This window comes from Novosphingobium sp. TH158, from assembly GCF_002855555.1.
Lineage (GTDB): Bacteria > Pseudomonadota > Alphaproteobacteria > Sphingomonadales > Sphingomonadaceae > Novosphingobium.
The window spans coordinates 1,139,809-1,153,618 of the sequence record NZ_PKRT01000001.1 but is presented as its reverse complement, the minus strand read 5'-3'; the positions used below and the strand labels follow the sequence as shown (position 1 = coordinate 1,153,618).

General features: G+C 64.7%; 11 protein-coding genes. 5 read left to right on the top strand and 6 right to left on the bottom strand.

All coding sequences use genetic code 11. The features are described from left to right. The first annotated feature begins 4 nt into the window (after positions 1-4). The 4 genes from rhaI (at position 5) to C0V78_RS14885 (ending at position 6,479) form a co-directional block, all read left to right on the top strand. Positions 5-1,297 (top strand): L-rhamnose catabolism isomerase, encoded by a 1,293-nt coding sequence (gene rhaI, locus C0V78_RS05740; protein ID WP_101796840.1) that lies wholly within the window; start codon positions 5-7, stop codon positions 1,295-1,297. Positions 1,298-1,314: 17 nt separating this feature from the next. Further along, a complete protein-coding gene (locus C0V78_RS05735; protein ID WP_101796839.1) occupies positions 1,315-2,379 on the top strand; it encodes an alpha/beta hydrolase in 1,065 nt (354 codons plus the stop codon). 24 nt (positions 2,380-2,403) lie between these two features. Continuing rightward, complete coding sequence (locus C0V78_RS05730) at positions 2,404-5,835, top strand: glycosyl hydrolase (protein WP_101796838.1); 3,432 nt, start codon at positions 2,404-2,406, stop codon at positions 5,833-5,835. Positions 5,836-6,128: 293 nt separating this feature from the next. Continuing rightward, positions 6,129-6,479, top strand: a complete 351-nt coding sequence (locus C0V78_RS14885; RefSeq protein ID WP_158241475.1) for a CHRD domain-containing protein — start codon at positions 6,129-6,131, stop codon at positions 6,477-6,479. Positions 6,480-6,488: 9 nt separating this feature from the next. Here C0V78_RS14885 and C0V78_RS05720 read toward each other — a convergent pair whose 3' ends face one another. After that, positions 6,489-6,962 carry a hypothetical protein gene (locus tag C0V78_RS05720; protein WP_101796836.1) on the bottom strand — a complete coding sequence of 158 codons (474 nt, stop codon included), beginning with the start codon at positions 6,960-6,962 and terminating at the stop codon, positions 6,489-6,491. Positions 6,963-7,171: 209 nt separating this feature from the next. Between C0V78_RS05720 and C0V78_RS05715 the strand changes: the two genes are divergently transcribed. Continuing rightward, the gene (locus C0V78_RS05715) at positions 7,172-7,603 is read left to right on the top strand and encodes a CHRD domain-containing protein (RefSeq protein ID WP_158241474.1); all 432 of its coding nucleotides are present in this window, start codon (positions 7,172-7,174) and stop codon (positions 7,601-7,603) included. A 45-nt stretch (positions 7,604-7,648) separates the two neighbouring features. On the opposite strand, the gene C0V78_RS05710 is transcribed toward C0V78_RS05715, so the two are convergent. From C0V78_RS05710 to C0V78_RS05690, 5 genes are all read right to left on the bottom strand, one after another. Beyond that, positions 7,649-8,140, bottom strand: coding sequence for a DUF3617 domain-containing protein (locus C0V78_RS05710; protein ID WP_101796834.1), 492 nt, complete (start codon positions 8,138-8,140; stop codon positions 7,649-7,651). An 801-nt stretch (positions 8,141-8,941) separates the two neighbouring features. Continuing rightward, positions 8,942-10,156, bottom strand: coding sequence for an argininosuccinate synthase (locus C0V78_RS05705; RefSeq protein WP_101796833.1), 1,215 nt, complete (start codon positions 10,154-10,156; stop codon positions 8,942-8,944). Positions 10,157-10,268: 112 nt separating this feature from the next. Continuing rightward, positions 10,269-11,849 (bottom strand): hypothetical protein, encoded by a 1,581-nt coding sequence (locus tag C0V78_RS05700; protein ID WP_101796832.1) that lies wholly within the window; start codon positions 11,847-11,849, stop codon positions 10,269-10,271. A gap of 104 nt (positions 11,850-11,953) precedes the next feature. After that, positions 11,954-12,376, bottom strand: coding sequence for a hypothetical protein (locus tag C0V78_RS05695; protein ID WP_101796831.1), 423 nt, complete (start codon positions 12,374-12,376; stop codon positions 11,954-11,956). Positions 12,377-12,494: 118 nt separating this feature from the next. After that, complete coding sequence (locus C0V78_RS05690; protein ID WP_101796830.1) at positions 12,495-13,766, bottom strand: cyclopropane-fatty-acyl-phospholipid synthase family protein; 1,272 nt, start codon at positions 13,764-13,766, stop codon at positions 12,495-12,497. Between the last annotated feature and the right edge of the window lie 44 nt (positions 13,767-13,810).

Genomic DNA, 13,810 nt, shown 5'->3' with positions numbered 1-13,810 from the left:
CAGAATGACCAACCTTGCCATTTCCGCCGACCTGATTGCCGAAGCCAATGCCCGCGATGCGGTTGCGCTGGAGGAGGACTATGCTGCGCTCGGTCGCAAGCTTGAACGGTCCGGGATCGCCATCGACGCGATCAAGGACCGGGTGGCCCGCTTCTCGGTTGCCGTGCCGAGCTGGGGTGCGGGACGGGGCGGTACGCGCTTTGCCAAGTTCCCCATCCCCGGCGAGCCGACGAACATCCACGAGAAGCTGGAGGACTGCGCAGTCATCAACCAGCTCTCCCGCGTGACGCCGCGCGTGTCGCCGCACTTCCCCTGGGACAAGGTCAGCGATTTTGGTGCCCTGCGCGAAGAGGCGGCCAGCCTTGGCCTCGGCTTCGATGCGGTCAATTCCAACACCTTCCAGGACCAGCCGGGGCAGGCGCACACCTATGCCAACGGCTCGCTCTCCTCGCAGGATGCCGGTGCGCGGGCGCAGGCGGTGGAACACAACATCGAATGCATCGAAATCGGCAAGCAGCTCGGCTCGAGCGACCTGACCGTCTGGGTCGGCGATGGCACCAATTTCCCCGGCCAGCAGGACTTCGCCCGCAGCCTTGACCGCTATCTCGACGCGGCAAGCCAGATCTATGCCGCCCTGCCGGACGACTGGCGGATGCTGCTGGAACACAAGATGTTCGAGCCTGCGTTCTATTCGACGGTCATTTCGGACTGGGGCTCCTCTATCCTCGCGGCGCAGGAGCTTGGCCCCAAGGCCAAATGCCTCGTCGATCTGGGCCATCACGCGCCTAACGTGAACATCGAACAGATCGTTGCCCGCCTGCACCGCTTCGGAAAGCTGGGCGGCTTCCACTTCAACGACAGCAAGTACGGCGACGACGATCTCGATTCCGGCTCGATCAACCCGCACCAGCTGTTCCTGGTGTTCAACGAACTGGCGGAAGCCGAGCTCAACCCGCGCGACGGCTTCAACCCCAGCTACATGATCGACCAGTCGCACAACGTGACCGACCCGATCGAATCGATGCTGTCGAGCGCGGAAGCAATCGCCCAGTGCTTCGCCAAGGCCAGCCTCGTCGATCGCGAGGCCCTTCACGCCGCGCAAGAGGCGAACGACACGATGATGGCCTTCCAGGCGCTCCGCCGCGCCTACACCATCGATGTCAGTCCGATCCTTGCAAAGGCACGCGCGGAAGCGGGCGGGGCCATCGATGTGCTGGGCACCTATCGCGCCAGCCAGTGGCGCAACCGCAAGGCCCAGGAACGCAAAAGCGTCGGGCTTGGCGCGGGCATCGTCTGACAGGGGAAAGGGAGAGGATGGAATTCAATCGCAGGGAATGGCTCGCCGGCAGTGTTGCTTTGGCAGGGCTGGCAGCAGTGCCTTCATACGCGCAGGCAGAGGCCTTGGGCGGACTGCCGGAACATATGATCCATCCGGAACTGCGCGACATCACCAGGCGCTTCCAGAAGATGACGGCAAACCGGCCGGGTTTCAATCGTGCGAACCTGCCGCAACTGCGTGCGCCGAATCCCTTCTCCAACCAGCCGCCGCTGGATAGCGTGCCCCTTGAGAAACGTCTAATTCCTGGCGGCAAGTCGCAGCCCGATGTGGTTGTCTTTGTGATCAATGCCCGTGCGGGCACCAGCCGTCCGGCGATCCTGCACACTCACGGCGGCGGCTATGTTACCGGGTCTGCCGAAAGCTCCGTCCGCCAGTTGCAGCAACTCTGCGCGCGGCTCGATTGCGTTGCTGTTTCGGTGGAATACCGGCTGGCACCCGAGACGACCTATGCGGGTTCGATCGAGGACAATTACGCAGGTCTCAAGTGGCTTCATGCCAATGCGACCGAACTCGGCGTGGACCCGGCCAGGATTGCTCTTCTGGGCGAGAGCGCAGGCGGCGGCCATGCCGCCATGCTGGCGCTGGTGGCGCGCGATCGCGGCGAAGTGCCGGTCTGTTTCCAATGCCTGATCTACCCCATGCTCGATGACCGGACCGGTACTACCCGCAAGATGCCGCCCTGGGCAGGCAAGCTTGCCTGGACTCCGGAAGATAACCACTTCGGGTGGGAGAGCTTCCTGGGAGCAAAACCGGGAAGGGCAAGTGCCCCGAAGTACGCCGTTCCTGCGCGGATGCCAGATCTGAAGGGATTGCCGCCAGCCTTCATCGGCGTCGGCACCCTCGATCTCTTCTGCGATGAAAACATCGAATACGCGCGCCGCCTGACTGCCTCGGGCGTCGGCACTGAACTTATCGTGGTGCCCGGCGCCTTCCACGGTTTCGATGGCCTTGCGCTGATTGCCAAGGCCAGGCTCGGCACCTGGTTCGAACAGACGAAACTCAATGCGCTGCGGCGCGCGTTCGGCATGGCAGCCGAATAGACGGAATAACGGGAGAGAAACGAGATGAACCACAAGCTTGCCACCCTGCGCCTTGGCCTGATCGCCGCCAGCGCGCTGACTGCTGTTCCAGCACTTGCCCAGCAGGCCGCCGAGCCTGCCACGACGGCCGGGGCTGCGCCCTCGCTGGAAGAGGCGTTCCAGAATCCGCCCAGCGAGGCGCGCCCGCGCGTCTGGTGGCACTGGATGAACGGCAACGTGACCAAGGATGGCATTGCCAAGGACCTCGCCTGGATGAAGCGCGTCGGCATCGGCGGCCTGCAGAATTTCGACGCCGCAATGCAGACCCCGCAGGCAGTCGCAAAGCGGCTGGTTTACATGGATGATGGCTGGAAGGACGCCTTCCGCTTCACCGCTGACGAGAGCGACCGTCTCGGCCTTGAGCTGACCATCGCGGCATCGCCGGGCTGGTCGGAAACCGGTGGCCCCTGGGTGAAGCCGGAAGATGGCCTCAAGAAGCTGGTCTGGGCCGAAACTGCACTGGCCCCCGGCAAGAAGTTCAAGGGCAGCCTCGTCGCCCCGCCGAACGTGACCGGACCTTTCCAGGCCCTTGAGCCGGGCGGATCGATTGAATCCCTGCTCGGTGTGGGCGGTCCCAAGCCGCAAAAGCCCAAGTACTACGCCGATGTCGCCGTGCTCGCCTATCCGGCGCCGGTTGCGGCTGCATTGCCCGCGCCCGCTCTGTCGGCCGCGGATGGCAAGGCGCACGATTGGGCGAAGATCAGCGATGGCGACCTTGCCTCCAATATCAGCCTGGCACCGCTGAAGGATGGCCCCAATTCGCTGCTTCTGACCTATCCTTCGCCGGTAACGGTGCGCTCGGCCTCGCTCTATGCGCCGGGCGGGTCTGCCATGTTCCTGGGCGCACTCGCCAAGCCGGTGCTTGAGACCAGCGATGACGGCAAAACCTGGCGCAAGGTGGCGGACATACCGCTGATGCCGGTGCCGACCACGATAAGCTTTGACGCCGTGACTGCCAGCTACTTTCGCGTGGTGTTGAACCCAGCAAAGCTGGCGCTTGCAGGCATGGGATCATCGGCCGAAGGTGTCGATGCCGGGCCTTATGGGGGTCTCGCAGGCGGCTTCCCGGTCATGCCGGTGAAGATTGGCGACCTGCGCCTCAACGCCGAGGCCCGCGTCGACCGGTTCGAGGCCAAGGCCGGGTTCGAACTGGAACCCGATTACCACATCCTCAGCAAGGACGTTCCCGACATGGCGGGCATCGCGCCGGGATCGGTGGTCAACCTGACCGGCCGGATGAAACCCGACGGCACGCTGGACTGGACACCGCCGAAGCTGCCCAAGGGGCAGGAGTGGAAGGTGCTGCGGCTCGGCTACTCGCTGCTCGGCACGACCAACCACCCGGCACCGCCGGAAGCTACCGGCCTTGAAGTCGACAAGTTCGACGGCCCGGCCGTGCGCCGCTACCTTGAACACTACATCGGCATGTACCGCGAAGCCTCGGGCGGCAAGATCGGCAAAGGCGGCGGGGTCGATGCGATCCTGACGGACTCGATCGAGGTCGGTGCGGCCAACTGGACGCCCGCGATGGTCGATCAGTTCAGGAAGCTGCGCGGTTACGATCCGACGCCCTGGCTCCCGGCACTGACCGGCACGATCATCGGATCGCGCGCCGAGAGCGACAAGTTCCTTTACGATTACCGCCGCACGCTGGCTGACCTGATGAGCAGCGAGCACTATGGCACGGTCGCCAAGGTGGCGCATGAAAACGGCCTCAAGGTCTATGGCGAAGCGCTGGAGAACGGTCGTCCCTCGCTGGGCGATGACATGTCGATGCGCCGCTATGCCGATATCCCGATGTCGGCGATGTGGACCCACACCCGCACGGAAGGCCCTCGCTGGGCGCACGTTGCCGACATGAAGGGCGCGGCCTCGGTCGCGCATATCTTCGGCCAGAAATACGTCGCCGCGGAATCGATGACTTCGGCCATGCAGCCGTGGGACCACGCGCCGCGGTACCTGAAGCGCATCATCGACCTTGAATTCGTCAACGGCGTGAACCGGCCGGTCGTGCACACCTCGGTTCACCAGCCGCTCGATGACAAGTTGCCCGGCTTCACGCTGTTCATCTTCGGCCAGTACTTCAACCGGCACGAAAGCTGGGCCGAACTGGCGAAGCCCTGGGTCGATTACATGTCGCGCAATTCGCTGATGCTGCAGCAGGGCCGCAACGTGGCGGATGTCGGCTATTTCTATGGCGAGGACGCGCCGCTGACCGCGCTTTATGTCGACAAGCCGGTTCCCGATGCACCCAAGTCCTATGCCTATGACTTCGTCAATGCCGAGGCGCTGACCACGGTGCTTGCCAATGACGGGCAGGAAGTCGTCAGCCCGGGTGGTGCCCGCTATCGCGCCATCTACCTTGGCGGTTCTTCGCACAAGATGACGCTCGGCACGCTGAAGAAGCTGGCCGCCTTGGTCGATGGCGGGGCAACCGTGATCGGCCAGAAGCCGCAGGGCGATCCGGGCTTCGGCACGGACGCGGCGGAATATTCGGCGCTGACGGCCAAGCTGTGGCCGGGCAGCGGCGATGCACGCGTCGGCAAGGGGCGGGTCATTGCCTCGAACGACATCGAAGCTGCCATGCGCTCTGCCGGCGTCGCGCCCGACCTGACGTTCAGCGGCGCGGGTGAGGGGGCCAAGCTGCCCTTCGTCCATCGCAAGCTGCCCGATGGCGACAGCTACTTCATCGTCAACCAGCTTGACCGGACGGAGAACGTCGTCGCTCGCTTCCGGGTTACCGGCAAGGCGCCTGAACTGTTCGATCCGGTTACCGGCAAGACGAGCGCAGTCAGCTACAAGGTCGTTGGGGCAGAGACGCACGTGCCGCTGACGCTGCATGTCGACGATTCGGTCCACGTCGTGTTCCGCAAGCCCGCCAGCGCAGCCGAAGCGGCGGTAGCTGTACCCCAGGCGAAGGCTGCTGCGGCCCTTGCCGGGCCGTGGACCGTTGCCTTCCAGCCCGGTCGCGGTGCACCGGCCTCGATCACCATGCCGGCGCTTGCCCCGCTGGAGAAGAATGCCGATCCGGCGGTGAAGTACTTCTCGGGTATCGCCACCTACAGCAAGGACTTTGCCGCTCCCAAGGGATGGAAGGCCGGTCAGCCGCTATGGCTTGATCTTGGCGAGGCGCGTGAAGTGGCCGAGGTCATGGTGAACGGCAAGTCCGCCGGTTACCTGTGGCGCGCGCCCTATCGCCTCGATATCGGCAAGGTGGCGAAGGCAGGCACGAACCGCCTGGAGATCAAGGTTGCCAACCTGTGGGTCAATCGCCTGATCGGCGATGCCCAGCCGGGGGCGAAGAAGATCACATGGACCTCGCAGGGCGGTTATCGCGCCGATGCGCCGTTGCGGCCTTCGGGCCTGATGGGGCCGGTCAGCCTCCAGCTGGAAGTGCCGGGCAAGCCGGAAGAGTAAGCAGACGAAGCGCCCCGGTCCACTGAACCGGGGCAATCGCCCCGTGCACCGGGCGGCAGGTTCCACCGCCCGCCGTCCCGGTGGACCAGCCCGCCTCAATGGCGGAACAGCAGCCTCCATCCGCGGTTCTCGGGCCGGCGCTGCCTATCCGGCGCGCCCGCCTTTTCGGAGAACTGCCGATGATTTCGTTTGCCAGAACCACCCCTGTTTCGCACGCCGCCCTTGCCGCAGCAGCGCTTCTGCTTGCCGCCCCACTCGCCGCGGAGGACGCCAAGCCGGATGGGGCCGCAGGCATGAAGCTGACCGCCACGCTCTCTGGCGGGGCGGAAGTGCCGGGACCCGGCGACGCCGATGGCACCGGCAGCTTCACGGCGCGGCTGATCCCCGGGAAGGGTGAGCTTTGCTACAAGCTGGTCGTCTCCGGCATTGCCACTGCCACCGGCGCGCACATCCACACCGGTGCAGCCACCGAGGCAGGCCCTGTCGCAGCGCCGCTGACGGTTGGTGACGGTACGGCGGAAACCTGCACGACGATCGCCACGGACCTTGCCCACGCCATCGCGCGTTCGCCCGCGGGCTTTTACGTCAACGTCCACAATGCAGAGTTCCCGAACGGCGCGGTGCGCGGCCAGCTGACGCGCTAAGCCGCCGGTTCAGCGCTGCGGGCAGGGGACCGAGAGGACTGCCGCGCGGCGCTGCTCGGCCTTGGGATGCTTCGATCCGCTCCGCAGGAAACGGAACAGGCCGGTGCCGGCTTGCGGGTCGAAGCCCGCCTGGCAGGCCAGTTGCGCGCCCAGCCGGTCTGCGGCCAGCTCCGCTTCGCGGCTGGAGCCGTTGTGGCCCAAGTAGCTATGGGCAACCTCGTGCGCGGCGAGCAGGGCGAATTCGTCGCGCGTCAGCCGGGTCGTCGCTCCTCGCGTGAAGGTTATCTGCATTCCCAGGCTTTGCCCGTTCACGCCGCCGCCGCCGCGTATCGCAAAGCGCGGCAGGCAAGGGCCGGTGCTGCCGTCCGGGTGATAAGCGGTGCAGCCGGGCTGGCCCTGGCCGGCGACAGCAAGCGCGATGGCAAGGTGCGACGGGGGCAGCGTTGGCGTCGTCACTGCAGCAAGAAGCGAGAGGATCGACATTGCCCGAGCCTGCTGGCGCGCTGCCGGGCCGGGAATCGGTGGAACTACGTATAAAGGGGCGGGAAAGCATCCGTTCCGGAGACAATCCGGTCCGCAAGAGATGCTTGATCGGGATCATGTCGAGCGCGGCGAAATGGTGTAGTCTCATGCCATTGCACGGGCGCGGGGTCGCCGAGTCGGCTCCAGCCTGTCAGCCAAGGGGACTGGACATGGACCGAACGAAGACAAGAGCTGCCGCTGCACTGGCGCTGGCCGGAATGGTGCTGGGGCCGAACCCCACGCTGGCTGCACCGGTGAAGCTGACCGCAACGCTTTCAGGCGCGAACGAGACGGCCGGCGGCGATCCTGACGGCAGCGGGGGTTTCTCCGTCGAGATCGACGCCGAGAGCAATGACTTCTGCTACACCCTGTGGACCGAGAAACTGGGCAAGTTCACTGCCGCGCACGTGCACAAGGGCGAGGCGGGATCGGACGGCGCACCATTGGTGACCCTGCAAGTCACCGGCAAGGACAGCGACATGTGCGTGGCGGTCGACGCCGCCAAGCTGGAGCCGATCATTGCCAAGCCGGAAGGCTGGTATGTCAATGTCCATACCGCCGAGTTCCCGAAGGGCGCGGTGCGCGGACAGCTCGGCAAATAGCCCCTCTCGCAGAGGGAGGGGCACGGGATCAGGGCTTGGCTCCGCTTACTTGGCGCAATCGCCGGTGCGTTCGGAAACGACGTTCATCTTGATCGTCGCCTTGCCGCCGGGAAGCGAAGGCTGCTGGATATCGGCCGCCATGTTCATGTCCACCTTGTCGGCGGTATAGGTGCCGTCCATCTTCATGCCGTCAGCGCCGAACATGCCGGCCTTGCACTTGAGCGTACCGCTCATCTTGCCGCCGCCCTGCTCATAGGGATCGAGCGTGCAGTCGCCCTGCTGGGCGTTCTTCGAGAAGTCCCGCACGCCGGCCTTGGCCTGGGCCTCGGTCATGCACATTTCCATCGACTGCCCCTGCGTCATCATCAGCTTCATCCGCTCATGCATCGCGGCCTGCATTTCCGCAGGAGCGCCGGGAATCTCGAAGCTGGTGATCTTCATCGTCGTCTTCCAGTTGCCGGCATTGAGTTCGCCATCGGCCTTGCCGCAGGCCGAAAGCGCAGCCAGCGCGGCGATGGGGAGCAATTTGCGGATCATGGAAATTCCTTTGCTTGCAAGGACGCAGCGGTATTCTCCGCCAGTCGCCGGGAAGCCGGAAGCCTAGCGCAGTGGCAGACAAGTGCAATCGCAAAGGGGGGGCGGGCGCAGTCGCTGGGCTGTCGCGCAAAGGAAAGGGGCCAGCATTGCTGCCGGCCCCTGCTCACCTGCCTTGCCTTGCGGCATCTGGTCGACTTTGCCTGACTCCGCCAGCGGTGCCATGGACTTTCATCCATCACGACCGGTCGCCGTACTTCCGCTCCGCCGAGGCGGTGCTGGTCCCGTCAGGGGGCGGCTCGGATCATGCATAGCTTGCCCTGAGGCAAAGTCTGCCGACCGTCGCCAGCCCGCCTGGCGGTTCCGTGACTGGCTTCTGGTGCTCGGCCTGCGGTTACTTGGCTGGTCCGAAGACCTGTCTTTCTCCGCCGCCTCGCTCCTCGCGAAACCGGTCAGTCCGTCGGCGCGCCATTCGCTGCATCTGCGGTTCGCCAGCTTATTCCGGGGGGAACTTGCGAGGCGTGTTTTCCGATACTGCTGCGGGCATCGCCGCCGTATCTTCAGGTTGCTTTCTTTCGTTCGTTTTCAGGGGTTTATTCCTGATCCCGTCCTCCAGAAGCACCCTTCCGATGACTTGAGGCTGCGCCCGATGACCGAGTCGCACAAGCGGGATTCGGCGAACTTATCCACAGCCGCGACAGACGGCAGTGGATAAGTCCGCCCTTGCGGTGGACATCTTTGGTTGCAGTGCAGCGAGGCTGCGATTCGGGTCCGTCAGGCAGCGCCGGAGCGGCGCTGACGCCTTCAGCGGTCGCGCTGGGCGAGCAGCCGCAGGCGCAGCGCGTTCAGCTTGATGAAGCCCGCAGCGTCCTTCTGGTCGTAAGCGCCTGCGTCATCCTCGAAAGTGACGTGGCGTTCCGAATAGAGGCTGTTGGGGCTCTTGCGGCCGACAACCGAAGCCTGGCCCTTGTACAGCTTGACGCGGACCGTGCCCGAAACCTTTTCCTGGCTGAGGTCGATCGCCGCCTGCAGCATCTCGCGCTCGGGCGCGAACCAGAAGCCGTTGTAGATGAGCTCGGCATACTTGGGCATGAGCTCGTCCTTGAGGTGGGCAGCACCGCGGTCCAGCGTGATGCTCTCGATGCCTCGGTGAGCGCGGGCGTAGATCTCGCCGCCCGGGGTTTCGTACATGCCGCGGCTCTTCATGCCGACGAAGCGGTTCTCGACGAGGTCGAGCCGGCCGATGCCATGCTTGCGGCCAAGGTCGTTCAGTGCGGTCAGCAGGGCTGCCGGCGACATGGCGACGCCGTTCAGTGCGACGCCATCGCCCTTTTCGAAGTCAATGGTGATGTATTCCGGCGCATCGGGCGCGTCCTCGGGGTTCACCGTGCGCGAATAGACATAGTCCGGGGTTTCTTCCCACGGATCTTCCAGCACCTTGCCCTCCGAAGAGGTGTGCAGCAGGTTCGCGTCGGTGGAGAAGGGGCTTTCGCCGCGCTTGTCCTTGGGGACCGGGATCTGGTGCTTTTCGGCCCAGTCGATCAGCGCGGTGCGGCTGGTCAGGTCCCATTCGCGCCACGGCGCGATGACCTTGATCGAGGGATCGAGCGCATAGGCCGACAGTTCGAAACGCACCTGGTCATTACCCTTGCCGGTGGCACCGTGGGCAACCGCATCGGCACCGGTTTCGTGCGCGATTTCGACAAGGCGCTTGGAGATCAGCGGGCGGGCGATCGAGGTGCCCAGCAGGTAATCGCCTTCGTAGCGGGCATTGGCGCGCATCATCGGGAAGACGAAATCGCGGACGAATTCCTCGCGCAGGTCGTCGATGTAGATGTGGTGGTCGGGAACGCCCATCAGCTTGGCCTTGGCGCGCGCCGGCTCCAGCTCTTCACCCTGGCCGAGATCGGCGGTGAAGGTCACCACTTCGCAGTTATAGGTGACCTGCAGCCACTTGAGGATCACAGAAGTGTCGAGGCCGCCGCTGTAGGCAAGGACGACGCGCTTGATGTCGGACATGGTCAAAGGCTCCAGGGAATCGCGCCCAAAAAGGTTGCGCGCCGGTAACAGGGGCGGGGCGGGTGCGCAATTGTTTCGGCTGAGACTTGCCCTGCCGGACCGCCGTCAAGTGTCAGAAACGGTAGCCGAACGAAGCGAGCAGCCCCTGCCGGGCATAGCCTTCGCTGTTTTCATCCACCACTTCGTCAAGGAAGCGCAGCTGATAGCGCGATCGGTTGAGGCGGATCTGGGTGCCGATCGTCAAGCGAACGGAGGGATTGGCCAGCCGCTTTTGCAAGGGTGTGGAGAGATCGAGTTCCAGTTTGGCCCGGTGGCTCTTGTCGCGCAGGGTGAATTCGCTGTCCGCGCCGCCGAAGCTTTGCGTGTCGCGGCCCAGTTCGAATTTCAGCCGGGCACCGTTTGCGAAAGTGCGGGCAATACCGGCGCTGTAATAGAGCGTTGCGTCATCATCGCCGCCCGTAGCGCGGGTGCGGAGCGAGAGCAGGTCGACATTGACGCTCCATCCCCCGATGCGGACGCTGTGCGTAACCAGCAGCTGGCTCGCCGTTTCCAGCCGGTTGCCGGCCGGGTCGCTCAACCGGTCCCGCTCGAAATCGACCAATGTATCGCCAAGCGGGGTGGTCCACATGCCGAACAGGCCCAGGGCGGAGCGATGCGTCAGCGGGCGTGACCGGCTGGTTGGCCGCGACAGCTCGCGGTGGCTGCGCGTCACGGAAAGCTGGCGCGGCAACAGCACTGCCAGCCCCTTGTCCTGCATGGCCAGCGTCGGGGCGAGCGAGAAGAGATCGAATTCGAGCGCGAGGCTGGTGCCGTTTGTCCGGGTGGGCGTCACGGAAAATTGCCGCAACGGCAGGGTGCGGCCCTCGCGGCCGGTAAAGGCAAGAGTCACCCCGCCGAAGCCCAGCGAGGCCTTTCGCGTGGCGTTCTGTGAGGCGATGGTTCGCATGTCCGCCAGCGAGGCGCGCAGCTTCCAGCGGCCGATATCGAGCCGGGTGGCGAGCCGGTCCATGTCGCCGTCGCCCATCAGCAGGCCGCCAACGCCATAAATGCTGCCGGTGCGGTAATCCTCGCTCGCACGCGCGATCGAGCCATCGATTTTCCAGCGCAGGCGGGGGCGTTCAATCACGGTCCATTCAAACCCGTGCCGCTGGGAAAAGCCGCTTTCCCGCGCATAGCGCCCGCGCCATTGGGGCGAAGGTGCAATGTCGCTTTCCCAGGATTGGCTCCAGCCAAGGTCACTGGTCAGCCGCAGCCGGCCATCGAACAGCCGGGCTTCGCTGCCGAGAGCCATCAGGGTGTTTTCGGCTATCCGCGCCGGGCTCGATTGCCGCAACTGCCGATCGAGCGAAAGGGCCGCGTCGTTGCTGCGGGCAAAGCCGATCTTCACGGTGATTTCGCCCTCGGGCAGGGCGATGCGGCGGCCGATGTTGAGGCCTAGCGAGGTGTTCGCCCAAGGGCATCCCGGCCCGATCGCGGCAGTCGAAATGCCGGCGCCAAGGCTGCCGCATTCCTGTCCGGCATTGAAGGCGGGCTCGAAGAAGAGGTCCCCCGCAGGCATCGACGCTGTCGGCACCGGCGCGTCCGATTGAATCGCCGTCTGCGCCAGGGCTGCATTCCCGCTCGCGGTCAGGCAGGTGGCGGAAAGGGTGGCCACCACTGCTCTGCGTACGGCGATGTGACGCGTGACGTTCATCGGCAGGATGCCTCGATCGGCGACGCCGCAATGGCGGGTCCGGCAGCGCAAACCACCGGACCGGGCCCTTGCGGGGAGCTATGGCTCCCGGATCAAGCGAAGCGTCAGTTGCTGCACTTCAGGTTGGAGGCATAGTTGCCATCAGGCGTGATGACTTCGCTGCCCGTGCAGGGCAGGCCGCCCCAGGTCTGGTCAACCAGCTCGATCTTCACTGCGCGGTCGGGTGCGGTCTGGCCGGGCTGGAGGGTGCCCTTGTCCTGATAGTGGAAGAAAACCAGCGCGCCATTCTTGTCGCGCTTCACGACACGGTGCCACTCGCAGGCCGCGTCAAAGCGGTAGGGGGAGTCTTCGCCGGCGCGGACGATGCACTCCGTGCCGTTCAAGGGGGTTGCAGCGTTAAGCGGCTTGTCGGGCGCAGCATAGGCAACCGAAAGCGGGGCAACGAGCGCAAGCGCGGCGACGGCGGATACAAATCTTTTTATGGGGACGTTCCTCTCGAAATGAATATCGAATTCGGAGGCGACCATTATTCAAACCGACTCTGGCGGTCGGTTGGGCAGAACCTCTGCCTGTGTTAAGAAGATGTCAACTACTGTAAACGCGCCAAAGACCGAGATTCCCGGAACGGCACAGCGAAACCTGCAGCTATTCGGCGGCCTGTCGTTCCAGATGCCATTCGGGAGCTTCTTCCAGCGAAAGCAGGCGCAGCATCTCTGCCTCAATATAGTCCCGCGTCATGGGCACGGCGTCGCGCCGCTTCACGGTCTGGAACTGGAAATTGACCAGGTTGCCATGGCGGAAACCCTGTTCCGCCCCCGCGAGGTAGAACTGCCACATGCGGAAGAAGCGCGCGTCGTAGAGCTTTTCGATCTCCTCGCGGTGCATCGTGGTGCGGCGGTACCATTCGGCGAGGGTCAGGGCGTAGTGATAGCGCATCACCTCAAGGTCGGAGATTTCCCAGCCGGTACGCTCGATCGCGGCAGACATTTCGCTGGCTGCCGGCAGGTAGTGCCCGGGGAAGATGTATTTGCGGTTCCACTTGTCCGTCGCGCCCGCCTGCTTCGTGCGCCCGATGGTGTGAGTGAGCATCACCCCGTCCGGCTCCAGCAGGTCCCAGGTCTTGGCGAAATACTCGTCGTAGTTCTTCAGCCCGACATGCTCGAACATGCCGACGCTGGCGATCCGGTCGAACCGGGTGTTGACGTCGCGATAGTCGATCAGTTCGAACTTCACCTCGTCGGCCACGCCCGCGGCTTGCGCCCGTTCATTGGCAAAGCGCACCTGGTCTGGCGCAAGGCTGACGCCGAGCACTTCGCAGCCATAATGCCGGTTGAGGAACAGCCCGAAGCCGCCCCAGCCGGAACCGATGTCCAGCACCCGCATTCCGGAACCCTGGCCCGGCTCGATCCGCAGCTTTGCGGCGATCAGCGCCTTCTTGGCCAGTTGCGCCTGCTCAAGCGTGCCCTGGGCATCGCGCCAGTAGGCCATGGTGTACTGGCGGTCGGAATCGAGGAACAGCTCATAAAACCGCCGCGTAAGATCATAATGATGCTCGACATTCTGGCGGGCGCGGGCACGGTAGTTGTTCTGGTCGAGCTTCGATCCGATCCGGTCGGCCAGACGGCGCAGCGGATTGCGCGGGGCGACGGAATCGGCGGAACCCTGGCTCATGATGAACAGGATGAAGTCGCGCACGTCGTGTGGCGGCTCGATCACCAGCCGGCCGTCCATATAGGCCTCGCCGGTGCCGACGCGGGGATCCCGGGCGATGTGGAGGGCCGCACCCTTGTCCGTCAGGCGGATGCGCAGCGCCGGCGCATCGGGCTCACCGTAAGCGTATTCCCTGCCGTCATGATCGGTAAGGACCAGCCGACCCTTGCGGACCAGCGCGCGGAGCATCTTGTCGAGCAGCCACATAGGGATAAATCCTATGCCGATTGCCCGTCATGGCAAGGGGCTGC